The sequence below is a fragment of the Microbacterium sp. NPDC057944 genome (assembly GCF_042887445.1).
Taxonomy (GTDB): Bacteria; Actinomycetota; Actinomycetes; order Actinomycetales; family Microbacteriaceae; genus Microbacterium; species Microbacterium natoriense.
The window spans coordinates 1,256,913-1,278,909 of sequence record NZ_JBHVPJ010000002.1; the positions used below are offsets into that span (position 1 = coordinate 1,256,913).

Below are 21,997 nucleotides of genomic sequence, written 5' to 3' on the forward strand. Positions count from 1 at the left end.
GTCTACATGCGTGGAAAAAGAGCGCAAGGGGCGATTTCGCGACGCGGGCGCCCTGACATGTCGCCGGGCGCGCCAGGCTTGCCCAGGAGCGCAGGAGTTCATCCGCCGGACAGGGAATCGTGCGAGCATCCCCCGCGTTCCTCCCCACGAACCCTCCACGAAAGGCACTCGATGACAGACCGCCCCCGGCCGTCGGCCTGGCCGCCGCTCCTCCTCGCGATCGCCCTCGAGGTGACGGCGACGCTCTCGCTGCGCGCCGCCGAGGGGTTCGCGCACCCTCTGTGGCTGATCCTGGTCGTCATCGGATACTCCGGGTCGCTCTGGCTGCTGTCTGTCGTCCTCGATCGAGGGATGCCGGTCGGCGTCGCCTACGGCATCTGGTCGGCGATCGGCGTCGTGCTGACCGCCATCCTGGGCGCCGTCCTGTTCGGCGAACTGCTCGGCCCCGTGCAGATCGTCGGCGTCGGCGTGATCGTGGCCGGAGTGCTGCTCGTGGAGCTCGGCTCTCGCGCCGGTCACACCGCGGAGGTCTCGTCGTGACCTGGGTGCTGCTCGCGCTCGCGATCGCCAGCGAGGTCACCGCGACCCTGAGCCTCCGCGCCTCGGAGGGCCTGCGGCGCAAGCGCTGGATCCCCGTGATCGTCGTCGGATACCTCGCCGCGTTCAGCCTCCTCGGCGCGATCCTCGCGATGGGCATGCCCGTCGGCGTCGCCTACGGCGTATGGGCCGCTGCGGGCGTGGCCATCACCGCGGTCCTCGGCCGCGTGATCTTCAAGGACCACTTCTCGCTCCTGATGGGAATCGGCGTCGCCCTGATCGCGATCGGCGTGGGGCTGATCGAGTTCGGCGGAGGACACTGACGTCTCGGAGGGCGAATCCGACGTTCTCCTGATTGAATGAACCTGATCGCAACCGGCAGGAGAGGAGCCACGACGTGGGCACGTGGGGACCAGGGAACTTCGAAGACGACACGGCCGCCGATGGACTGGGCGAGATCACCGACGACCTCATCGCGAAGATCTCGGAGCAGTTCGCCGATGAGGACGATGACACCGCACTGGAGCCGGACGAGTGGGGAGGGAGCATGGTGCCCGCCTGGCTGGAGCTCCTGACGGACCTGGGCTCCGCCGGACGCGTGGGGGCCACGTTCCCCGCCAGCACGACGATCGAGACCTGGCGCGACCGCTACCTGCGCGTCTGGGACGAGTACATCGACGAACTGGATCCCGACGAGGACTACCGGGTCGACAGGCTGCGCGTCCTCACCTCCACATTCGAGCGCGCACTCGCCCTCGCCCACAAGCGCGAAGCGTAGCCCCCTCTCACCAGGCCCCGTCTGCGCGCACCTCGCGATCGACCCAGCAGTCCGCGAGCGCCGCACGCACCTCGGGTCCGTGGTCGCGAGCGAGGGCGAGGGCCGCGTGGTTCTGCTCGAGCTGCTCGACGCGCGAGGCGCCGAAGAGCACGTTCGCGGTCGCGGGGTTCGACAGGCAGAACGCGATGCCGAGGGCGGCGGGGGTGACCCCGAAGTCCGCTGCGACCCGTGCGACCTCGGGATAGACGGCGGCGATCCGCTCGCGGATGCCGCCGACGTCGGCGCCGATCTTGCGCTGCGGGGTGCGACCGGTGGCGAGGATCCCGCCCTCGAACACGTCGGAGGCCTGCAGCGTGAGCGTGCCGTCGGCGAAGAGCGGCCCGTAGGCGTCGCCCTCGGCCATCGCCCGACGCGCGATGCCGTACTTGAGCTGCGCGAACACGGGCCCGGCGAGCCCCCGGGCCGCGGCGTCAGCGAGGGCCTGGCGCGTGTGCTCGATGCGCCAGTTGTTGATGCCCCATGAGCCGACGAGACCCTGATCGATGAGCTCGTTCACGTCGGCGACGAGGCGCGGGACGTCGGGGGCGTCCAGGTAGTCACCCACCACGAGGGTGTCGAAGCGGTCGAGACCCGCCCTGTCGAGCGACTCGGCGAGCTGCGCGCGGAAGCCCTGGTTCGGCCAGTCCCACAGCCACAGCTTTCCGCACAGCACGATGTCGGAGCGATCCACGCCGCTCTCCCGCAGCGCCCGTCCGAAGAGGACGTCGGTCGTCGAGTTCTCCGCGTGCGGACCCATGTTGTAGTACGCGACGTCGAAGAAGCCGGCGTCGAGCTCGACGGCTCGGCCGATCAGCTCGACCGCCTCGGCCTGCGGCATCCTGTCCCAGGTGTTCCACGATCCGAGGGCGAGCGGAGGCACCGGCGCTCCCCCGCGCTGCAGCGGCATGCGGGGATATGTCGGAATGGGCATGAAGGCTCCTTCGGCGTGCACGACTCGGGGTTGTGTTTTTCTATGTTTGTAGAATATAACGGAGACACCCCCGTCAGAGAAGCGTCAGTGAGGACGAGCATGACCGAATCCACCGCCCGCAGAGTCCTGGTCACCGGAGGTGCCTCCGGTCTCGGCCGCGGCATCGCCGCCGCCTTCCGCGCGGAGGGCGCCGACGTCTTCATCGGCGACGTGAACGCGGATGCCGCCTCCGCCGTCGCCGCGGAGATCGGAGCGACCGCGCTCGCCCTCGACATCGGCGACGAGGCGTCCGTGCGCGCCGCTGCCGAGAGGATCGGCACGACCGGGGGCCTCGACGTGCTCGTGAACAACGCCGGGATCGTGGCGGGAGGGGGCACGCTGCAGGAGGTTCCCGTCGACGTGGTCGACGCCGCCCTGCGCGTGAACGTCCGCGGGACGTTCCTCATGCTCCGGGTCTTCGGCGCGCTGCTCGCCGAGGCCGGCCACGGCACGATCGTGAACATCTCGTCGATCGGGGCACGCCAGCCCACCCCCGGTCTCGGACACTACGAGGCGACGAAGGCCGCGGTCGACGCCCTCACCCGCACGGCCGCGATCGAGCTGGCCCCGTCCGGGGTGCGCGTCAACGCGGTCGCCCCGGGCCCCGTGCTCACGCCGCTCACGGCCGCCTTCGCCTCCGACCCGCAGGCCCGCGAGGCCTGGGAGTCGCGCATCCCCCTCGGCACGATCGCCGAGGTCGACCAGATCACGCCGCTCGTGCTGTTCCTCGCGAGCGACGCCGCCAGCCACATCACCGGGGTCTCCGTCGCCGTCGACGGCGGACAGCTCCTGGTCTGAGAGGACACCCATGACGCTCCCCACCACGACCCGCGCCGCCGTGCTCACCGCACACGGCGAGCCGCTCACGCTGCAGGACCTGCCCCTCCCCCAGGACGTCGAGCCCGGGGCCGCCCTCGTGCGCATCTCCTGCACGACCCTGTGCGGCACCGACATCGAGATCTGGGAGGGTCGGATGACGTTCCCCGGCATGCTCCCGATGGTGCTCGGGCACGAGATGGTGGGCGAGATCGTCGCCACCGGACCCGACACGAAGGACGCTCTCGGGCGCCCCCTCTCCCCCGGCGACCGCATCGGCTGGTCGGAGTCGACGTGCGGCGAGTGCCACGGCTGCGTCGTGCTGCGCGAACCCGTCGCCTGCTCGCGTCGCGGCTACGGCTTCCTGCAGCGCGCCGACGTGCACCCGTTCGCCACGGCCGGCCTCTCCGAGTACGCCTACGTCACCCCGGGGGCTGCGAAACTGCTGCTGCCGGCATCCGTGAAGGACACCTGGGCGTCGATGGCCGGCTGCGCGGCGAAGACCGTGCTGCGGGCGTTCGAGCGCGCAGGGCGGATCCGCCCCGGCTCGACGGTCGTCGTGCAGGGCTCTGGTGCGCTGGGCATCTTCGCCACGGCGGTCGCGAAGATCGCCGGAGCGGGTCGCGTGATCACGGTGGGCGCCCCGGCGTCGCGCCTCGAGCTCGCGGCACGGTTCGGAGCGGATGCGGTGGTCGACTTCCGCGACGGTCCCGTGGTCGATCAGGTCCTCGAGCTCACCGAGGGTCGCGGGGCCGACGTCGTCTTCGACTTCGCCGGGGCCCCGAGCGTCGGACCGGACGGCGTCGGGATGGCCGCCCAGCGCGGCACCGTCGTGATCGTCGGATCCACCGGCCCCGCCGGCGACGGCTTCGCGCTCAGCACCGTCATGGGCAAGGAGCTGACTCTGGTCGGCTCGCTCAACGGCGACATCTCCGACTACTCCCGTGCGATCGGCTTCTTCGAGTCCTTCGCCGACCGCTACCCGTGGGACGACCTGTTCAGCCCACCGGTCGGCCTCGCCGAGGCCTCGGACAAGATCGCGCACATGCACCAGCTCGATGAGGTCAAGGCCGTCATCGACCCCAGACGGTGAGGACCCCATGACCACGACGCTCCCCCTCCGCGAGATCGGACGCAGCGGCATCCGCTCCTCCCTGTTCTCGCTCGGCTCCTGGCACACCTACGACCGCATGGACTTCGCGGATGCCGTCGGCATGCTGCGCGAGGCGGTGGATCGCGGCGTGAACCTCTTCGACGTCGGCGTGTACTCCGCGCCCGGCTCGCCCCCGGTGTTCACCGACGTGATCTTCGCCGGCATGGTCCGCGCGGCTGGCCTCCGCCGCGACGAGTGGCTGCTGTCGTCGAAGCTGTGGCTCGAGGCCTTCGGCGCCGACGGGTTCCGTCCGCAGCTCGAGAACGCGCTCATGCGGGTCGGGGTGGAGCACGCCGACCTCGTGATCCTCGGCGACCTCCGCCGCGACGACCTGGAGCTGCGCGACCTCGTGCTCGACCTGGCGCAGCTGACGGATGCCGGGCTCATCCGGGCCTGGGGTGTGAACAACTGGTCGGCGACGAGCATCCAGACCCTGATCGACATCGCGGCCTCCGAGGGGGTCGCCGGCCCCCGAATCGCGCAGCTGAAGTACAGCGTGTCACGGCGCTCGATCCCCGACGGCGAACCGTTCGCACGCCTGTGGGAGCAGGGTCTGACCCTGCAGGCGTCGGACTGCCTGGAGGGCGGCGTGCTCGCCGGGAAGGTCGACGGCGGTCGCCAGATCGGCCGCGACCCCGGCGACATCCGGGCGCGCATCATCGCCGACGTGCCCGCGTTCACCGAGGTCGCCTCGTCGCTCGGCGTCACGCCGGCGCAGCTGGGCATCGGGTTCACGCTCACCCACCCGGCGCTCACCACGACCCTGTTCGGCGCGTCGAGCGTCGAGCAGCTGCGCGCCAACCTCGACGCCGCCGATCTCGTCGAGCGCGTGGGCGCTGCCGAGCTGCGTCGCCTGGTCGAGCCGTTCTGGGCCGATCGCGGCGTCGTCGACCCCGAGGGCCCATAGCCGATGCCGTGCGCGCCTCACCGTGTGTCGTCTCGCTGCGCTCGCTCGACGACCGGGACAGCTCGCCCGACGACCGGGGCAGGAGCCCTCGGTCGTTGAGCGAGGAGCGCTAGCGACGAGACGAAACGCCCATCCCCAACGCCCCCAGGAGAACCGCATGACCACCACCGCCGCCGGACGCCCGACCGTCGCCCCCGTGCCCTTCGACCCCGAGGTGCAGGCCGTGCTCGACGAGCTCGCGAAGAACCCTCAGCCTCCGCTCACGCGCGAGACACTCCCCCGCGAGGGCGTCGACCGCATGTTCCCCGGCACCGACGCGGTGATCGCCGGGCGGGCGATCGTCTGGGAGGACAGGATCATCCCCGGACCCGCCGGGGCACCCGATGTCGAGATCACCGTCTTCCGCCCACGGGGCAGCGAGGGCGAGGTGCTGCCCGGATTCGTGAACATCCACGGCGGCGGCATGATCGTGGGGCATCGCTCGTGGGAGACCGCGCGCGTCGTCGACATCGTCGAGGAGCACAGGGTCGTCGCCGTCAACGTCGAGTACCGCCTGGCTCCCGAGGATCCGTTCCCCGCGGGCGTCGAGGACTGCTACGCCGCGTTCGTGTGGACCCACGAGAACGCGACGTCGCTCGGCATCGACCCCGCGCGCATCATCGTCGGCGGCGGCAGCGCCGGCGGCGGACTCACGGCCGCCGTGGCGCTCATGGCCCGCGACCGCGGCGGCCCCGTCATGGCGGGGCAGCTGCTGCTGTGCCCCATGATCGACAACACGAACACCACGGTGGCGAGCCGGCAGTACGACGGCATCGGCACGTGGCAGCGCGAGATGAACCTGCTCGCGTGGTCGTGCGTGCTCGGCGAAGAGCTCGCCTTCAGCACGGACGCCCCCGCCTACGCCGCTCCGTCCCGCGCCGCCGATCTCGCAGGCCTCCCTCCCGCGTTCATCGAGGTCGGCGAGGCCGAGGCCTTCCGCGACGAGGACACCGAGTACGCGCTGCGCATCTGGGCGACCGGCGGCCAGGCAGAGCTGCACGTGTGGGGCGGCGGGGCGCACGGCTTCGACATGTACATGCCGGATGCCGAGATCACCAGGGCGGCCCTGTCTGCCCGGTCATCGTGGCTCCGCCGCACGTGGGGGTCCGCCCGATGAGCATCCCCGTCCCCTACGACCCCGAGCTCGTCGCCGGGCTCGACGCGTTCGTCGACCTCGTCGAGATCATCCCGCTGCGCGCGGACACCATCCACGCGAACCGCGACCACTTCGTCACGATCATCCCGCCCATGAGCGTGCAGGCCGCCGGCCGCGCCGTCTCCTGGGACGACCGTGTCATCCCCGGCCCCGCCGGGGCCCCCGACGTCGAGATCACGGTCGTCCGGCCCGCTCGCCCCTCCTCCGGCCCCGCCCCCGCCGTGCTCTCCATCCACGGCGGGGGAATGGTGCTGGGCACCCGGTTCTTCGGCACCGGGGAGCTCATCGACCTCGCGGAGCGCCACGGCGTCGTCGGCGTCGCCGTCGAGTACCGACTGGCGCCCGAGCATCCGGGGCCGGCGCAGGCCGAGGACTGCTACGCCGCCCTGGAGTGGATGGCGGCGCACGCGGACGAGCTCGGCATCGACCCAGAGCGCATCATCGCGTCCGGCATGAGCGCCGGCGGTGGTCTCTCGGCGGCGGTGGCGCTCCTCTCGCGCGACCGCGGCGGGCCGCGCCTGGCCGGCCAGCTGCTCGGCTGCCCGATGCTCGACGACCGCAACGAGACCGTCTCCAGCCGTCAGTACGACGGCTTCGGCGCCTGGGACCGCAACAACAACGACACCGCGTGGGACGCGATCGCCGGCGCCGACCGGTTCGGCGACGACCTGTCCGCGTACGTCGCGCCGGCCAGAGCGCGCGACCTCTCCGGACTCGCTCCCGCGTTCATCGAGGTCGGCGCCGCGGAGACGTTCCGCGACGAGGCGGTGGACTACGCGCTGCGCATCTGGGCCACGGGCGGACAGGCCGAGCTGCACGTGTGGGCCGGCGGCTATCACGGCTTCGCCGGCTTCTCCCCCGACGCCGAGGTCTCGAAGGCCGCCGTCGCCGCGCGCGAGAGCTGGCTGCGCCGCGTGCTGCGCCTCGGCGCATGAGCGTTCCCCGCCCGCGCATGGGGGCGCTGCGCGCCATGCTCGTGCTCGGGATGCTCGAGGCCTTCGGCCCGCTGTCGATGGACCTCTATCTGCCGCAGCTGCCCCAGCTCGCGGCATCCCTCGGCACCTCGGAGGCGCTCGGCCAGGCGACCATGTCGGCGTGCATGATCGGGCTCGGGCTCGGTCAGCTGATCGCCGGTCCGCTGAGCGATCGCCTGGGGCGGCGCCTGCCGCTCATGGTCGGCGTCGCCGCGTTCGCCGTGCTCTCGGTGCTGTGCGCCGTCGCGCCGAGCATCGAGCTGCTGCTGCTCGCGCGGTTCCTGCAGGGTCTCGCCGGATCCGCGGGCATCGTGATCTGCCTCGCCGTCGCCCGCGACCAGTTCGAGGGCGTCGAGGTGTCGAGGATGCTGTCGCTGCTGTTCCTCGTCTCGGGCACGGCACCGGTCATCGCACCCATCGTCGGCGGCCAGCTCGCGCGGATCATGGACTGGCGCGGCATCTTCTGGGTGCTGGGAGGTGTCGGCGTCGCTCTGCTTCTCGTGGTCGTGCTGGCGCTCCCCGAGACCCTCGACCGCGGTGACCGGCACGGCGGCGGCGTGCGGGTGCTGGCAGGGCACGCGGGCGCCGTGGTGCGGGATCGGCTGTTCCTCGCCGTGCTGTGCGCGGGCGCCGCGGGCGGGGTCGCGTTCTTCACGTACCTGTCGATGTCGCCGTTCGTGCTGCAGGACCAGTTCGGGCTGAGCCCGCAGACCTTCAGCCTCGCTTTCGCCGCCGGAGCGCTCGCGAACATCCTCGGCAGTCAGGCCAGCCGTCTCGTGGTGCGGCGCTGGGGACCGCTGCGGGTGTACCTCGGGGGCATCACGGCCACCCTGATCGCGACGACGGCGTTCCTGGTGGTCGCGATCGGCGGCGCCGGGGTGATCGGCGTCGCCGCAGCGCTCATCGGCTTCATGCTGTGCGCGGGGATCGGCGGGCCGAACGGGCAGACCCTCGCGCTGGCCCACCACGGAGCGCGGGCGGGCACGGCCTCGGCTCTCCTGGGTGTGTCGATGTTCCTCTTCGGGCCCGTGGTCGCCCCGCTTGCGGCCGGCATCGGGGGCACGACCGCGCTCACCATGTCGCTCACGATGACGGCGGCCGCGACCGTGGCCGCGATCTCCGCCTGGGTGTTCGTGCGCCCGGCCGCGAGTGACTGAGCGTCGGCCTCAGAACTCGGCCGAGAAGGCCCCGTCGGACTTGAGCAGCTGACCGGAGATCCAGCGGCCCTCGTCCGACACGAGGAACTCCACGGTCGCGGCCACATCGGCGGGGCGTCCGAGCCTGCCCAGCGGAGTCATCCCGCCGAGGGCCGTGCGGGTCTCGTCGTCCATCCAGCCCGTGTCGATCGGACCGGGGTTGAGCACGTTCGCCGAGATGCCCTTCGGCCCCAGCTCGCGTGCGGCCGAGATCACGAGCCGATCGAGGGCCCCCTTCGAGGCCCCGTAGGGCAGGTTGCCGGTGACGTGATCGCTCGTGAGCGCGACGATCACTCCGCCGCCCTCCCCCGCCTGGCGGGCGAACGCGGCGATCATCAGCAGGCTCGCACGGGCGTTCACGGCGACGTGCAGGTCGAAGCTCTCGGCCGTCGTGTCGAGGATGCCGGACTCGACGTCGTGCGCGTGGCTGAGGATGAGGGCCGTGATCACGCCGTATCGACGGTTCACCTCGGCGATCAGCTGCTCGGGCCCCTCGGGCGTCGAGAGGTCGGCGGGCACGTCGGCATCGGTCAGGTCGCTCGTGACGACCGTCCAGCCGGCGGCGCGGAGACGGGGGACGATGCCGGCCGCGATGCTGTTCGCGCGGGCGGCGCCGGTGATGAGGGCGAGGGGCATCCGGCCACGCTACCGAATCCGCGCCGCGACCGGGAAGCGCGGGCGCCGTCGCCGGTTCAGAAGCCGAGGCACATGACGGCCACGCCCGCGGCCATCGCCCACGATTCGATCGTCAGCATCCTCGCCGCGCGCCCCTCGTGCACGGGCTCGACGAACCACTCGGCGACGACCGTCCACAGCACGACGCCGACGACGCCCACGATCCCGATGATCGAGAGGACCCCGTTCAGGCCGTGCCCTGCATGCCCCGAGGTCGCGACGGCGTCGCCCGATGAGCCGGCCGAGGCGCTCTGGAATGCGCAGACCGCCATGACGAGAGACACCAGGGCGCGGTGGCAGCAGGCCGCCGCGGCGGGCGTCCCCCGCACGCCGATCGTCCCGAGCATGGCCGAGAGCAGCAGCACGGCGCCGAGGAGGAGCCCCCGTGCCGCGTCGCCGCCGCCCGCCGCGACGACGAGCATCGCCGCCGCCATGACGAGGGCGGACTGCCGCCCCTGCCAGGGCACCGCGCGCCAGGCCGCGACGCAGGCGACCGCCGACACCAGCGCCGCCAGTGCCATCAGCCACGGTGCTGCGGGCAGAATGGGATCCACCCCCGCATTATATTGATCGGGCGCTCAAAATAGCCAGACCCACTTCGGATGCGGCAGGATGGGCAGGTGCCCCGCGTCGTCGACCATGATGAGCGCCGCCGGCAGATCGCCGAGGCGCTGCTCGCGGTGGCCGCCCGCGACGGGCACGAGAGCGTGTCGTCGCGCGCCGTCGCGAAGGAGCTCGGCGTCGCCACCGGCTCGCTGTGGCACTACTTCGACGGATTCGACGATGTCATCCGCGCCGCCGCCGCGGAGGTCACCCGCCGCACCGACGAGCGCATCGCCGCGGCCACGGCAGGTCTGCACGGGCTCGCACGACTGGAGGCGCTCATGGGCGAGGTGCTCCCCCTCGACGAGCGCACCCGCAGCGAGGCGCGCGTCGTCGTCGGATTCTGGGGACGCCTCGCGACGCTCGCGCCGACTCCGGATGCCGCCGCACCCACCCTCGCGACCTGGCAGAGCAGCATCCGCGACGCCCTCGACGAAGCGGTGGCGGCGGGCGAGCTCCGCACGGAGACGCCGACGGATGCCGTCATGGCGCTGCTGCGCTCGATCACCTACGGCCAGCAGGTCGTCGAGGTCACCGAGCCGCAGGATGCCGCGGCCCACGCCGCCGTGCTCGACGGCATCCTCTCCCCCTGGCGCGCCTGACACTCCACACGGCATCTGCGCCGGCGCCGCACACCCCCACCCGGAGCACATCCCCACCCCGCACCCTCACCTGCGCCGCACGCCCCGCCCGCGCAACACACCCCACATCCGCGCCGCGCACCCCCACCCGCGCCGCGCCCGCATTCAGACCCGCATTCACACCCGGCCCGGCAGGTGAGGGGCCACACGTCGTCGGATCCCCCGCCCGCGATGCGGCGATACGCGACCCTCACGCGCTCGAAAGGCTTGTGCGCGCGCCCTGAGCCGTCGTACCATCGTCGAAACCCGTTTATTGAGCAATCGCTCGAAATAGTGAGGTACGCCGATGTCCCACCAGCCCGTCACCATCGACAAGATCGCCGCGCCGCATCCCCTCGACCCGCTCACGGGCGCCGAGATCGCCGCCGCCAGGGCGGTGCTCGAGTCCGCAGGCCTCATGGGCGACACCGTCCGCGTGCCGATGCTCCTCCCCGACGAGCCGACCAAGGCCGAGCTCGCCGCGTGGACGCCGGGCGCCCCCATCGACCGTCGCGTCGATGCCACCCTGCTCGACACCGCCACGGGCGTCGCGACCGAGGTCGTCGTCTCGATCACGCGCGGCGAGGTCGTGAGCGCCGAGCGCGTGCCGAACGATGCGCCGCCCTACGGCCAGCCGCAGTACCTGTTCGAGGAGTACGAACGCGCGGAGGCGATCGCCAAGGCCTCCCCCGAGTGGCAGGCCGCGATGCGGCGGCGCGGCCTCGAAGACCACATGGCGCTCGCGTTCTGCGGTCCGCTCGCCCCCGGATACACGGGGCGCGCCGACGAGGTGGGTCGCCGTGTCATCCGCTCCCTCACCTTCCTGAAGTACGACGAGGACGACTCGCCGTGGGCGCACCCTGTCGAGGGGCTGATCGTGCACATCGACCTGACGGCGAACAGCGTGCTCCGCGTCGAGGACGTGGGCGATGTGCCGGTGCCCGCTGGCCACGGCAACTACTACCCCGAGGTGCAGGGCGAGGCCCGCACGACCCTCAAGCCCATCGAGATCACGCAGCCCGAGGGCCCGAGCTTCTCCGTGTCGGGCTCCCTGGTCGAGTGGGAGAACTGGGCCATGCGCGTGAGCTTCAACGCCCGCGAGGGTCTCGTGCTGCACGACGTGAGCTTCGACGGTCGCTCCGTGCTCAGCCGTGCGAGCGTGCCCGAGATGGTCGTCCCCTACGGCGACACCGCGCCCGGCCGCTTCTGGATCAGCTACTTCGACGCCGGCGAGTACCTCCTCGGCAAGAACGCCAACCACCTTGAGCTCGGATGCGACTGCCTCGGCGTCATCCGCTACCTCGACGGGTACGTCGCCGACGACCACGGGCACCCCGTGCGCATCCCCAACGTCGTCTGCATGCACGAGGAGGACTACGGCATCCTCTGGAAGCACACCGATCTGGCCGGTCGCGCCGACGTGCGCCGCTCGCGCCGCTTCGTGGTGTCGTACTTCTCCACGATCGGCAACTACGACTACGGCTTCTACTGGCACTTCTACCTTGACGGCTCGATCGAGGTCACGGCCAAGGCCACGGGCATCGTCTTCGTCGGCGCGGGAGAACCGGGCGTGCGGCAGAGGCACGCGACCGAGCTCGCCCCCGGCGTCTTCGCCCCTGTGCACCAGCACCTGTTCAGCGCGCGTCTCGACGTGGCGATCGACGGCGAGGACAACCGCCTCGTGGAGGTCGACGCGCAGCGCGTGCCCATGGGACCGGAGAACCCGTTCGGCAACGCCTTCAGCTGGTCGGAGACCCCGCTCGTCACCGAGAAGCAGGCGCAGCGTGAGGCCGACACCTCGGTCGCCCGGGTGTGGGAGATCCAGAGCGCCTCGCGCACGAACGCCGTGGGCCGCCCCACCGCGTACCACCTGATCCCCGAGCCGACCGCGCTGCTGATGGCCGATCCCGCATCCTCCGTGGCGGCCCGCGCGGCCTTCGCGACCAAGCATCTGTGGGCGACGAAGCACGAACCCGGCCAGATCTGGCCGGCCGGACGCTACCCGAACGCCCACCAGGGCGGTGCGGGCCTCCCCGAGTACACCGCAGACGACCGGTCGATCGACGGCGAGGACATCGTGCTGTGGCACACCTTCGGCCTCACGCACTTCCCGCGCCCGGAGGACTGGCCCATCATGCCCGTCGACTACGCCGGCTTCTGGTTCAAGCCCTACGGCTTCCTCGACCAGAACCCCGCGATGGACGTGCCGGAGTCGTCCCAGGCGCACGGAACGGCGGACGAAGGATGCTGCGGCGGAGGCGCCGCCTGCACCTGCGGCCACTGAGGGATCGCGCCTCGAGACGAGGCGCCCGTCAGCTCAGTGCGATGATCGCCTCACGCAGGATGCCGTCGGCGCTCTCCAGGGCGGATGCCGCGGCATCCGCCTGAGCGCCCGTCGCCAGCATGAGGAGTGCGAGCTTGACCGAGCCCGATGCGGCGGACAGCGCGACGGCGGCCTCCTCGGCCTCGACGCCGGCGAGCTGCATCACGGTGCGGATGGAGCGCGCGCGGAGCTTCTCGTTCGTGGCGAGGAGGTCGACCATGACCCCGCGATAGGTCTTGCCGAGCTTGATCATCGACAGGGTCGTGAGCATGTTCACGACGAGCTTCTGCGCGGTCCCCGACTTCAGACGCGTCGAGCCGGAGATGAACTCGGGGCCGGTCACGACCTCGATCGCGATGTCGGCCTCCGCACCGATCGCGGAGTGCGCGTTCGAGGCGATCGCGACCGTCAGCGCGCCGATGCCGCGGGCGAAGCGCAGTCCTCCGACCACGTACGGGGTGCGACCGGATGCCGAGATCCCGACGACCGTGTCGTCTGCGGTCAGGGCCAGGTCGCGCAGCGACAGCTCGGCGGCATCCTGATCGTCCTCGGCGTTCTCGACGGCGGAGCGGATCGCCGTCTCGCCTCCCGCGATCAGTCCGACGACCATCGACGGGTCGGTGCCGAACGTCGGCGGGCACTCGCTCGCGTCGAGCACGCCGACGCGCCCGGCCGTTCCCGCGCCGATGTAGATCAGACGCCCGCCGCGGCGGAATCGCGCGGTGATGCCGTCGACGGCTGCGGCGATCTCCTCGGCGCGATCGGCGACAGCCTCGGGGACTCTGCGGTCCTCCGCGCTCATCGCGCGCACGAGCTCGACGGAGCCGAGCAGGTCGAGGTCGCCACGCTCGGTCGTCGAGGCCTCGGTGTCGAGGCGCGAGAGCTCGTCGAGGAGCTCGGTCAGACGGTCGTCATTCGGCACGGTGCGCGAACCTTTCGTGGGGGAGGTCGGTGCGGAGCGCGAGCATCAGCGCTCCGTCGATGGCGTCGCCCGCGGAGGGGACGACGGTGCGGTCGGCGGAGTCGAGGGACGAGGCGAGCCGGGCGCGGAACCATCCGTGGTCGGTGAGGCCGCCGTGCAGGGCCACGTTCGCCGTGCGGGAGGCGGCCACGGTCGTGGCGGTGAGCAGTCTGACCGCCTCGTCGGCGATCGCGAGGGCGACGTCGTCGCCGCGCTCGGCGGAGTCCAGAACGAGCGGCGCCAGCTGTGCGAGCCGTCTGGCCAGGGGCTCATCGCGGCCGATCCACGACGGGACCGCCGACGCGGGGCCCACCACGGTCTCGACGGCGGCGGTCAGCACGGTCGCAGGACCAAGGCCCGAGGACGCGCGCACCACCGCGCGCAGAGCCTCCCGTCCCAACCAGGAGCCGCTGCCGAAGTCGCCGAGCTCAGGACCCCAGCCGTCGACGAGGCGCACGCCGTCGGCATCCGCTCCGAGTGCGGCGGCGCCCGTCCCCGCGATGAGCAGGGTGCCCTCGGCTCCGTCCAGAGCGCCCGCATGCGCGGTCACGACGTCGGAGGCGACGACGACCGGCGCCCCCGTCTGCCGCGCCAGTCGTCGAGCCAGGGCGGATGCCGCCTGCGGAGCCGCCCAGGCACCCGCAGCCCCCACTCCTAGGGGTCCGATCGGGCCCTCGAATCGCGCGAGCAGCGATACGATCGCATCGAAGGCAGCGTCCGCTCCGTGCGGCGCGGCCAGGCCCGGGGCGCCGACACCGTCGTGACGCACTCGCTCCCGATCGACGACGCGCACGACCCGGCACCGGGTCTTGCCGAGGTCGACGGCGAACGCGGGGGCGGGCGAAGTCATGAAAATAGTCTACGCATAGTCGCGAGGGCGTGAAACAATTGTTCAACGCGGAGAGGTCCGCCACGACCGAGAGGGCGGCATGAGCATCCAGACCACGATAGCCACGGCCACCGAGACGCTGCCACCCTCCCTCGCGCGCATCGCCCGCGCCGTGACGGACAACCCGTCGATCGTCGTAGACCTCACGATCAACGAGCTCGCCGCCGCGTGCGGCACCTCCGTCGCATCGGTCGTGCGCTTCTGCCGCGCCATCGGCGTCAGCGGCTACGCGGCGCTCCGCGTGTCGCTCGCGACGGAGCTCGGCAGGGAGTCCGCCCAGTTCAGCATGCCCACGGGCTTCGGCTCGGAGATCTCCGCCGGCGACACTCTGCGCGAGGCGACCGCGAAGATCGCCGCCCTCGAGCTGCTGGCGATCGAGGAGACCGTCGGCAACCTGGACTACGACGTGCTCGCGTCCGCGGTCGACGCGATCGACGATGCCGACAGGATCCTCCTCTTCGGCATCGGCGCCAGCCGCCTCGCCGCCGACGATCTGGGCCACAAGCTGCTGCGCATCGGCCGATCGGCGATCGTGCTCTCGGACTCGCACGAGGCGAGCGCCGCCGCCGCGCTCAGCGCCACGAAGTCGGTCGCGATCGGCTTCTCGAACTCGGGCACCACGCTGGAGACCGTGCGCTTCCTGCAGACCGCCCGCGACAACGGCACCGCCACGATCGGCATCACCGGCGCCCCCGACTCCCCTCTCGCCCACGGGGCGGATCACACCCTCTTCACGCACGCCAGGGAGTCGCGCTTCCGCGCCGGCGCCATGGTCAGCCGCATCGCGCAGCTCGCCCTCGTCGACGCGGTGTTCGTCGGCGTCGCGCAGCGGCGACACGCGCACTCCGTGCACGCCCTGCAGCGCACGGCCGACGCCACCCGCGAGCTGCGCGCCGAGTGACTCCGCCCCCTCGGACGACGCTTTCGCATGCCGTCGGGAATACCCCAGGGGGGTATTCCATTGAGTCCTTTCAGAGGATGCCGGCCGTCGGCGTCCCGATCGAGAGGAACCCCGTGTCCACGACACAGAACGCCGGAGCCGCCACGCTCCCGAGAGCCCCCCGCAGCGGACTGGGACTGGCGCTCATCGCCGCCGCCCAGTTCGTCGTCATCATGGACACGTCGATCATCGGCGTCGCGCTCAGCGACATCGCCCGCGACGTCGGATTCGCGCAGGAGGCCCTGTCATGGGTCTTCAACGCCTATGTGATCGCCTTCGGCGGACTGCTGCTGCTCGGCGGGAGGCTCTCCGACCTCTTCGGGGCGCGACGCATGTTCACCATCGGGTGGGCGGTGCTGCTCGCGGGCTCCCTCGCCGCCGGCCTCGCCGGAGACGCCGGTGTCGAGATCGCCGCCCGCGCCGTGCAGGGCGCCGGGGCCGCGCTGATCGCGCCCGCCGCGCTGACGCTGCTCATGACGCTGTTCGGCGGGACGCCACAGCTCCCCCGCGCATTCGCCGTCTACGGCGCGGCCGCCCCGATCGGCGGCACGGCCGGAGTCTTCCTCGGCGGACTGCTCACCGAGTACCTCGGCTGGCCCTGGGTCTTCTACATCACCGTGCCGATCGCGATCGCGATCCTCGCTCTCACACCGATCGCGTTCCCTCGCGGCGTGCGAGCGACCGGTCGCGTCGACCTCCTCGGCGCGATCGCGGGCACGGCGGGCCTCGCCCTGGTCGTGTACGGCGTCGTGCGGGCGCCGGAGATCGGGTGGCTGAGCATCGAGGCCACCGGATCGCTGGGCGCCGGCATCCTGCTCCTCGGGCTGTTCGTCGCACGGCAGGCCCGCGCCGCCGAGCCGCTGCTGCGCCTCGGGATGCTCCGCCTGCCCCAGCTGGCCGGCGCCAACATCGCCCAGCTCCTGCTGGGCGCCTCCTGGATCCCGATGTGGTTCTTCCTGAACCTGTACCTGCAGAACGTGCTCGGCGCATCGGCGTTCGCCGCGGGCGCGGCGCTCGTGCCGATGACGGTGCTGATCGTGATCGGCATGACTCTGGTCGCCCCTCGCCTGTCGGCGCGGCTGAGCACGCGGACCATGGTGGCATCCGGCTTCGTCCTGCTGGGCGTCGGCGTCGGCTGGCTGGCGCTCGCTCCCGCCGACGGCGTGTACGCGGCCCATGTGCTGCCCGCGTCCCTGGTCGCCGCATCCGGCATGGCGCTCGCTTTCGTTCCGTCGTTGAGCACGGCGATCGCGAGCGCGCCGCCGGAGGAGGCGGGGGTCGCGTCCGGCCTCGTCAACACGAGCTACCAGATCGGCTCCGCGGTCGGGCTCGCCGTGCTCACCGCGGTGAGCGCCGGCGCGAGCGTCGACGGCGGGGATGCCGCCGGCTACAGCGCGGCGTTCGTCGGCGCGGCCGTGATCGCCGGGGTCGGGCTCCTCGCCGCCGTCCTCGGCCTCCGCGCACGCCGCGGCTGAGTCAACGCGACGACGAACCGGGCGGCCCCGGCCTCGGTCACCCCTCTGCGGTGACCGGGACCGGGTCGCCCGCCGTGCTGCCGACGACGGACCCCGCGGTCCGCAGGAACACGATGATCCAGCTGAAGATCAGGACGGCGGCGATCAGCTCGACGGCCGTGAGGTTGTAGTAGCCGACGGCGAAGAACGCCCCGAGCACGGCGATCACGAGCACGTACGCCCACCCGAACAGCACGAAGACGCGAGGGATTGTCCGCAGGAACCAGGGCAGGCCCACCACGACCACGGCGAAGACGACGGCCATGCCGGTCGCGACGGTATTGTGCAGCAGGAAGAACTCGTCGACGGGGAAGATCCCGACGCAGGCGAGGAAGACGCCCATGAGGATCAGCCCGCCGCGCACCAGGAAGCGCCCCCGCCGATCCTTCTCGTCGTCGACCGGCAGCCCGGCCGTCGCGTAGCGGGAGATCGTGGTGATCATGACGCCGGCGATGATCAGCGTCGCGTTGAACGCGATCGACGCGCTGTTGGTGCTCATGCCCAGGGCGGAGAGGTTGTCGCGCCACCAGTTCTCGTCGCTCGAGGCGAGCATCGCGGCGAACGCCCCGACCACCAGGAACACCGCCAGCACCAGCGAGAGCACCATCGGGGTGAGGGCCACCGCGCTGAGGAAGCTCACGTAGGCGGTGAGCGCGAACGCGACGCTGACGAGGATCGCGCCGGGGAAGGCGAACACGGGCGCGCCGATGAAGCTGAGCTCGAGCAGTTTCGCGATGCCGAGCCAGCCCAGATACGCGATCGCCGCGTGCGCGAAGGCGATCGCCGCGAGGTCGTACCAGCGCAGCCGGTCCCCCGGCACGCTGAAGCCGTCGCGCACGGCATCCTCCGCGATCTCGACCGGACGCACGGCGACCCGTCCGAGGACGAAAGCGAGCACGGCGGTGAGAGCCCCGCCGTACGCGGCGAAGCCGCCGATCGAGCCGGATCCGCTGATCGCGAGCTCGTGCCCGAAGAACACCGGGAAGGCGATGACGAACCCCAGCACGAGGAACAGCGTCCCGACGATCAGCGCCGTCGCCTCGAACACGGAATCGGATGTGTCCGGCCCCCGCAGCTGTCGCAGCACCCGCATGGCCTGCTCGCCGATCCTCTTCATGCTCCGCCCTCCGCTCCACATCCTAGAAGCCGCGCGGGGCGGGCGCAGTCGGTGATAACATCACGGAACGGATCGTATACAACGTCGTCGTTCCACCACCCGAGGTGATCTTTCATGAACGGTGCACCCACGGCTTCCGCCGAATCGGTGTCGACTCTCGTCGCGCGCAACATCAGCGAGTTCCGCGCCGCGGTGTCGGAGTCCTTCGTCCCCCTGCAGGTCTCCAGCAGCGGAGCAGACCATTTCCGCGGCATGATCCGCGCCGCCTCCGTCGACGAGGTGCACGTGACGGACCTGCGCGCGACGTCGCACGTGGTCGAGCGCACCCCCGAGCTCATCGCCCGCGGAGATCGCTCCTACTTCAAGCTGAGCCTGATGCTCGCCGGCACCGGCCTGCTCATCCAGGACGACCGGGAGGCCGTGCTGCGCCCCGGCGACCTCGCCGTGTACGACACCGACCGCCCGTACTCCCTCGTGTTCGACGAGGACTTCCGCACCATGGTCGTGATGTTCCCGAAGCATCTGATCAGCCTGCCGCCGGAGATGATCGGACAGCTGACGGCCGTGCGCATCTCCGGACAGGAGGGGCTCGGCGGCATGGTCGTGCCCTACCTGACCCAGCTCGCCGGCAATCTCGATCAGCTCGCGGGGACCACCGGCGCCCGCCTCGCGCACAGCGCTCTCGACCTCGTGTCCACCGTCTTCACCCGCGAGCTCGGTCTCGACGAGGTCTCCGCCGATCCGCACCGCGCGCTCGTGCAGCGCATCCGCTCCTACATCGACCGCAACCTCGCCTCGACCGACCTCGGGCCCGCCTCGATCGCATCGGCGCACTACATCTCGACCAGGCACCTGCACGGGCTCTTCCAGGAGCAGGGCGTCACGGTGTCGACCTGGATCCGCACGCGACGCCTCGAGCAGTGCCGCAGGGATCTGCTCGACCCCATGCTCGCCGACCGTCCGGTCGCGGCGATCGCCGCGCGCTGGGGGTTCGTCGACGCCGCGCACTTCAGCCGCGCGTTCAAGACGGCCTTCGGCATCTCGCCCAGCGAGTACCGCGCCGCGCACTGACGGCTCGCCGACGGCCGCTGCGCGGCGACCGGCATCCTCTCGCCGCCCAGCGCGCGCCCGTCGCCGTCGTCGTGGCGCGCCGCTGCTCGCCTCGTCGAACGGGTGAGAGCCGTCGCCCAGCATCCTGCACTTGCCCCGGAGGGCACGCCGGTTGACTCTCGGCGCGCGATGGTCGCGCGCGCCTTGAGCGGATGAGGCGCCCGGATCGAGCATGAGGCAAGCGCACCGCGAAGCTGCGGTGCCCGGAGCGAGGATGCTCCGCCGTGTGCGACGTCAGGACCTCCATGACCGACATCTCCACCGACCCGGCGCTCGACGAGTGGCGCACCTACGACGAGTTCGCCGCAGGCATCGACACCTTCCGCCTGCCGAACGTGTCCCTCGCGGGAACCGCGGTGGCGCTCACCCTCGACGACGGCTCGGCCTTCTCGCTCGTGTTCGATTCCGTGGCCGTGACGTGGACCGGGTTCGACGCCACGGGGACCGACCCGTACGACGCGGTCGCGGTGCGCGACGACGTCGTGTTCGTCAACATCCCGCTGGAGAGCCGCGAGCGCGAGGCGATCACCGTCGTCTACTCGACCTCGACCCGCAGGGCGACGGTCGTCCGCTCCCGCATCGCCGCCGAGGCTCTCCCGGGCGAGCCGCAGGTCGGCCAGGAGTTCTGGGCCGCGACCGTCGACGGCGGCGAGCCGACGGGCGAGGCTCCCGGTCCGAGCCGTGACCTCATCGGCAAGCGCAACGTCTACCGGTACAGCCCGCACCACCTGTACGAGCACGTCTACGTCTCCAGCCAGCGCTACGCCTGGCAGTGTCTGGAGGGCGTGCAGCGCGGCCACGGAGACATGGACCTCTCGACCGTCTGGAAGTTCGCCGATGGACTGTACCTGTTCTGCTTCCGCGAGTTCCGCATCGCCGTCGCCAGCGTCTGGCTGCACGATCTCGGATACCAGCTCATGACCACCGGCATCTTCCTCGGCCTCAACGGAGACGGGGATGCCGAGCACTCCCGCGGCGGCGGCCACATCTACCCCCTCGGCTCCGTCGCCTATCCCGACGCCCAGCCCGTCTGATCGAGGAGCGCGCACATGAGCAACGCAGACATCATCCGCGAGCACTACGCCGCGAGCGACCGCGGCGATCTCGACGGGATGCTCGCGCCCCTCGCCGACGACGTGCAGTGGACCGAGGCGGCGGGGTTCCCCTACGCCGGCACGTACATCGGCCCCGACGCGGTCGCCGCCGGCGTCTTCCAGCGGATCCAGGAGGAGTGGGACGACTACACGGTCGCGATCGACGAGGTCGTCGACGGCGGCGACGTGGTCGTCGGCATCGGCACCTACTCCGGCACCTACACGCTGACCGGGCGCTTCTTCGCCGCCCGGGTCGCCCACGTGTGGCGGCTGACCGACGGCAGGGTCACCGCCTTCGAGCAGTTCACCGACACCGAACTGGTCAATCGCGCCCTGCGCGGCTGACCCGTCGGCACAGCAACACCCGAAATCGAGAGGCAAGGAAGCACATGAACAAGCGAGTAGCAGGCACTGCGGCCCTTATCGCCGTGGCAGCCCTCATCCTGTCCGGCTGCGCCGACGACGGCGGATCGGGCGGAGGCGGGGGCGGTTCGATCGTCGTCGGCTCCGTCAACACGATCAGCGGACCGGCGACCTTCCCCGAGGCCTCGCAGGCGGCGGCCGCCGTCTTCGACGCCTTCAACGAGGCCGGGGGCCTGAACGGCCAGAAGATCGACTACAAGGCGCTCGACGACAAGGGCGACCCCGCCACGGCCACCGCCTCGGCCCGCGAGCTCGTCGGCAGCGACGGCGCCGTCGCGCTGGTCGGCTCGGCGAGCCTCATCGAGTGCGAGATCAACGCCAAGTACTACGAGCAGGAGAGCATCCTCTCCATCCCCGGCATCGGCGTCGACACGGGATGCTTCGACAGCAAGAACATCTCCCCCGCCAACGTCGGCCCGTTCAACGACATGACCCTGACGCTGCAGTACGGCTCCGAGGTCCTGGGGCTCGACGACATCTGCGTCCTGCTCGAGATCGCCGGCTCCACGCGCCCGACCTACCAGGCCGCGATCGACAAGTGGACCGAGATCACCGGCAAGAAGCCGAAGTACGTCGACGACACCGTGCCGTACGGAGCATCCGATTACACGCCCTACATCGTGAAGGCGCGCGAGCAGGGCTGCAAGGCCCTCGCGATCAACCCGGTCGAGCCCGACGCGATCGGCCAGGTCAAGGCCGCGAACGCGCAGGGCTGGGATGACGTGACCTGGCTCTACCTGACGAGCGTCTACAGCGAGAACTTCGCGAAGGCGGTCGACAACGCCGGCGCCGGCATCTACGTGCCCGCCGAGTTCTACCCGTTCACGGACGACAACGACATCAACAAGGACTGGCGAGCGCTGATGGAGAAGAACGACATCCCGCTCACGTCGTTCAGCCAGGGCGGCTACCTCGCGGCGACGTACTTCATCGAGGTGCTGAAGTCGATCAAGGGCGACATCACGCGGGAGAGCGTCAGCAAGGCGCTGCAGGACATGAAGGCGATCGACAACCCGATGGTGGGCACGCCCTACGCGTTCGGCACGCAGAACACCGCCGGCTGGCCGATCATCCTGAAGTCCGGCACCAACGCCTGGGAGAAGGTCGCCGACGACTGGCTGCGCATCGGCGAGTAGTCGTACCGCCCGCCGCCGCAGCACTCG

At 71.2% G+C, this 21,997-nt stretch carries 23 protein-coding genes; 17 read left to right on the plus strand and 6 right to left on the minus strand.

The window, feature by feature from the left end:
* Positions 1–171 precede the first annotated feature (171 nt).
* From ACFVRO_RS15420 to ACFVRO_RS15430, 3 genes are all read left to right on the plus strand, one after another.
* Complete coding sequence (locus ACFVRO_RS15420) at positions 172–540, plus strand: multidrug efflux SMR transporter (RefSeq protein WP_105676103.1); 369 nt, start codon at positions 172–174, stop codon at positions 538–540.
* Complete coding sequence (locus ACFVRO_RS15425) at positions 537–860, plus strand: DMT family transporter (RefSeq protein ID WP_386953833.1); 324 nt, start codon at positions 537–539, stop codon at positions 858–860. Before ACFVRO_RS15420 ends, ACFVRO_RS15425 begins: the two co-directional genes overlap by 4 nt.
* 74 nt (positions 861–934) lie before the next feature.
* Positions 935–1,315, plus strand: a complete 381-nt coding sequence (locus tag ACFVRO_RS15430; RefSeq protein WP_105676099.1) for a DUF4259 domain-containing protein — start codon at positions 935–937, stop codon at positions 1,313–1,315.
* 7 nt (positions 1,316–1,322) lie between these two features.
* Here the strand turns inward: ACFVRO_RS15430 and ACFVRO_RS15435 are convergent, their stop codons facing one another.
* A complete protein-coding gene (locus ACFVRO_RS15435; protein ID WP_386953836.1) occupies positions 1,323–2,285 on the minus strand; it encodes an aldo/keto reductase in 963 nt (320 codons plus the stop codon).
* Positions 2,286–2,384: 99 nt separating this feature from the next.
* On the opposite strand from ACFVRO_RS15435, the gene ACFVRO_RS15440 reads away from it, so the two are divergent.
* From ACFVRO_RS15440 to ACFVRO_RS15465, 6 genes are all read left to right on the plus strand, one after another.
* Entirely contained in the window at positions 2,385–3,122 is a 738-nt protein-coding gene (locus ACFVRO_RS15440) for an SDR family NAD(P)-dependent oxidoreductase (RefSeq protein ID WP_386953839.1), read from the plus strand.
* A gap of 10 nt (positions 3,123–3,132) precedes the next feature.
* Positions 3,133–4,233: a zinc-binding dehydrogenase gene (locus ACFVRO_RS15445; RefSeq protein ID WP_386953841.1), complete on the plus strand. Its 1,101-nt coding sequence runs from the start codon at positions 3,133–3,135 to the stop codon at positions 4,231–4,233.
* Between the two features lie 7 nt (positions 4,234–4,240).
* Positions 4,241–5,200 (plus strand): aldo/keto reductase, encoded by a 960-nt coding sequence (locus ACFVRO_RS15450; protein WP_386953843.1) that lies wholly within the window; start codon positions 4,241–4,243, stop codon positions 5,198–5,200.
* A 157-nt stretch (positions 5,201–5,357) separates the two neighbouring features.
* Positions 5,358–6,356, plus strand: a complete 999-nt coding sequence (locus ACFVRO_RS15455; protein WP_386953846.1) for an alpha/beta hydrolase — start codon at positions 5,358–5,360, stop codon at positions 6,354–6,356.
* On the plus strand, positions 6,353–7,330 hold the full coding sequence (locus ACFVRO_RS15460) for an alpha/beta hydrolase (protein WP_386953848.1): 978 nt from the start codon (positions 6,353–6,355) through the stop codon (positions 7,328–7,330). Before ACFVRO_RS15455 ends, ACFVRO_RS15460 begins: the two co-directional genes overlap by 4 nt.
* Complete coding sequence (locus ACFVRO_RS15465; protein WP_386953850.1) at positions 7,327–8,526, plus strand: multidrug effflux MFS transporter; 1,200 nt, start codon at positions 7,327–7,329, stop codon at positions 8,524–8,526. The genes ACFVRO_RS15460 and ACFVRO_RS15465 overlap by 4 nt, the downstream gene beginning before the upstream one ends.
* Before the next feature lie 9 nt (positions 8,527–8,535).
* Here ACFVRO_RS15465 and ACFVRO_RS15470 read toward each other — a convergent pair whose 3' ends face one another.
* Positions 8,536–9,201: an SDR family oxidoreductase gene (locus tag ACFVRO_RS15470; RefSeq protein WP_344011696.1), complete on the minus strand. Its 666-nt coding sequence runs from the start codon at positions 9,199–9,201 to the stop codon at positions 8,536–8,538.
* A gap of 56 nt (positions 9,202–9,257) precedes the next feature.
* Positions 9,258–9,794, minus strand: a complete 537-nt coding sequence (locus tag ACFVRO_RS15475; protein ID WP_386953852.1) for a hypothetical protein — start codon at positions 9,792–9,794, stop codon at positions 9,258–9,260.
* A gap of 66 nt (positions 9,795–9,860) precedes the next feature.
* Here ACFVRO_RS15475 and ACFVRO_RS15480 point away from each other — a divergent pair, with 66 nt between their 5' ends.
* The gene (locus ACFVRO_RS15480) at positions 9,861–10,445 is read left to right on the plus strand and encodes a TetR/AcrR family transcriptional regulator (RefSeq protein WP_223586827.1); all 585 of its coding nucleotides are present in this window, start codon (positions 9,861–9,863) and stop codon (positions 10,443–10,445) included.
* Positions 10,446–10,770: 325 nt separating this feature from the next.
* Positions 10,771–12,747, plus strand: coding sequence for a primary-amine oxidase (locus ACFVRO_RS15485; RefSeq protein ID WP_386953855.1), 1,977 nt, complete (start codon positions 10,771–10,773; stop codon positions 12,745–12,747).
* A gap of 28 nt (positions 12,748–12,775) precedes the next feature.
* On the opposite strand, the gene murQ is transcribed toward ACFVRO_RS15485, so the two are convergent.
* Both murQ and ACFVRO_RS15495 read right to left on the minus strand, forming a co-directional pair.
* Positions 12,776–13,708 carry an N-acetylmuramic acid 6-phosphate etherase gene (gene murQ / locus ACFVRO_RS15490; RefSeq protein WP_386953857.1) on the minus strand — a complete coding sequence of 311 codons (933 nt, stop codon included), beginning with the start codon at positions 13,706–13,708 and terminating at the stop codon, positions 12,776–12,778.
* The gene (locus ACFVRO_RS15495; RefSeq protein ID WP_386953860.1) at positions 13,698–14,597 is read right to left on the minus strand and encodes an N-acetylglucosamine kinase; all 900 of its coding nucleotides are present in this window, start codon (positions 14,595–14,597) and stop codon (positions 13,698–13,700) included. Before ACFVRO_RS15495 ends, murQ begins: the two co-directional genes overlap by 11 nt.
* A 79-nt stretch (positions 14,598–14,676) precedes the next feature.
* On the opposite strand from ACFVRO_RS15495, the gene ACFVRO_RS15500 reads away from it, so the two are divergent.
* Both ACFVRO_RS15500 and ACFVRO_RS15505 read left to right on the plus strand, forming a co-directional pair.
* Positions 14,677–15,537 (plus strand): MurR/RpiR family transcriptional regulator, encoded by an 861-nt coding sequence (locus ACFVRO_RS15500; protein ID WP_386953863.1) that lies wholly within the window; start codon positions 14,677–14,679, stop codon positions 15,535–15,537.
* 113 nt (positions 15,538–15,650) lie between these two features.
* Entirely contained in the window at positions 15,651–17,051 is a 1,401-nt protein-coding gene (locus tag ACFVRO_RS15505) for an MFS transporter (RefSeq protein ID WP_386953866.1), read from the plus strand.
* A gap of 37 nt (positions 17,052–17,088) precedes the next feature.
* On the opposite strand, the gene ACFVRO_RS15510 is transcribed toward ACFVRO_RS15505, so the two are convergent.
* Entirely contained in the window at positions 17,089–18,207 is a 1,119-nt protein-coding gene (locus ACFVRO_RS15510; RefSeq protein WP_223586832.1) for a DUF998 domain-containing protein, read from the minus strand.
* Between the two features lie 114 nt (positions 18,208–18,321).
* Between ACFVRO_RS15510 and ACFVRO_RS15515 the strand changes: the two genes are divergently transcribed.
* The 4 genes from ACFVRO_RS15515 to ACFVRO_RS15530 all read left to right on the plus strand — a co-directional run bounded on the left by ACFVRO_RS15515 (position 18,322) and on the right by ACFVRO_RS15530 (position 21,970).
* Positions 18,322–19,278: a helix-turn-helix domain-containing protein gene (locus tag ACFVRO_RS15515; protein ID WP_105676999.1), complete on the plus strand. Its 957-nt coding sequence runs from the start codon at positions 18,322–18,324 to the stop codon at positions 19,276–19,278.
* Between the two features lie 284 nt (positions 19,279–19,562).
* Positions 19,563–20,351 carry a MoaF C-terminal domain-containing protein gene (locus ACFVRO_RS15520; protein ID WP_386953868.1) on the plus strand — a complete coding sequence of 263 codons (789 nt, stop codon included), beginning with the start codon at positions 19,563–19,565 and terminating at the stop codon, positions 20,349–20,351.
* Positions 20,352–20,366: 15 nt separating this feature from the next.
* A complete protein-coding gene (locus ACFVRO_RS15525) occupies positions 20,367–20,756 on the plus strand; it encodes a nuclear transport factor 2 family protein (RefSeq protein WP_344011710.1) in 390 nt (129 codons plus the stop codon).
* Between the two features lie 44 nt (positions 20,757–20,800).
* Positions 20,801–21,970, plus strand: coding sequence for an ABC transporter substrate-binding protein (locus ACFVRO_RS15530; protein ID WP_386953870.1), 1,170 nt, complete (start codon positions 20,801–20,803; stop codon positions 21,968–21,970).
* Positions 21,971–21,997 lie beyond the last annotated feature (27 nt).

Bases quoted from the DNA above. Each gene is read 5' to 3' on its own strand.
- ACFVRO_RS15510 (WP_223586832.1), bottom strand. From the start codon at position 18,207: ATGAAGAGGATCGGCGAGCAGGCCATGCGGGTGCTGCGACAGCTGCGG.
- ACFVRO_RS15440 (WP_386953839.1), top strand. From the start codon at position 2,385: ATGACCGAATCCACCGCCCGCAGAGTCCTGGTCACCGGAGGTGCCTCC.
- ACFVRO_RS15460 (WP_386953848.1), top strand. From the start codon at position 6,353: ATGAGCATCCCCGTCCCCTACGACCCCGAGCTCGTCGCCGGGCTCGAC.
- ACFVRO_RS15500 (WP_386953863.1), top strand. From the start codon at position 14,677: ATGAGCATCCAGACCACGATAGCCACGGCCACCGAGACGCTGCCACCC.
- ACFVRO_RS15445 (WP_386953841.1), top strand. From the start codon at position 3,133: ATGACGCTCCCCACCACGACCCGCGCCGCCGTGCTCACCGCACACGGC.
- ACFVRO_RS15495 (WP_386953860.1), bottom strand. From the start codon at position 14,597: ATGACTTCGCCCGCCCCCGCGTTCGCCGTCGACCTCGGCAAGACCCGG.
- ACFVRO_RS15520 (WP_386953868.1), top strand. From the start codon at position 19,563: ATGACCGACATCTCCACCGACCCGGCGCTCGACGAGTGGCGCACCTAC.
- ACFVRO_RS15450 (WP_386953843.1), top strand. From the start codon at position 4,241: ATGACCACGACGCTCCCCCTCCGCGAGATCGGACGCAGCGGCATCCGC.
- ACFVRO_RS15420 (WP_105676103.1), top strand. From the start codon at position 172: ATGACAGACCGCCCCCGGCCGTCGGCCTGGCCGCCGCTCCTCCTCGCG.
- ACFVRO_RS15525 (WP_344011710.1), top strand. From the start codon at position 20,367: ATGAGCAACGCAGACATCATCCGCGAGCACTACGCCGCGAGCGACCGC.
- ACFVRO_RS15465 (WP_386953850.1), top strand. From the start codon at position 7,327: ATGAGCGTTCCCCGCCCGCGCATGGGGGCGCTGCGCGCCATGCTCGTG.
- ACFVRO_RS15515 (WP_105676999.1), top strand. From the start codon at position 18,322: ATGAACGGTGCACCCACGGCTTCCGCCGAATCGGTGTCGACTCTCGTC.
- ACFVRO_RS15485 (WP_386953855.1), top strand. From the start codon at position 10,771: ATGTCCCACCAGCCCGTCACCATCGACAAGATCGCCGCGCCGCATCCC.
- ACFVRO_RS15455 (WP_386953846.1), top strand. From the start codon at position 5,358: ATGACCACCACCGCCGCCGGACGCCCGACCGTCGCCCCCGTGCCCTTC.
- ACFVRO_RS15470 (WP_344011696.1), bottom strand. From the start codon at position 9,201: ATGCCCCTCGCCCTCATCACCGGCGCCGCCCGCGCGAACAGCATCGCG.
- ACFVRO_RS15435 (WP_386953836.1), bottom strand. From the start codon at position 2,285: ATGCCCATTCCGACATATCCCCGCATGCCGCTGCAGCGCGGGGGAGCG.
- ACFVRO_RS15530 (WP_386953870.1), top strand. From the start codon at position 20,801: ATGAACAAGCGAGTAGCAGGCACTGCGGCCCTTATCGCCGTGGCAGCC.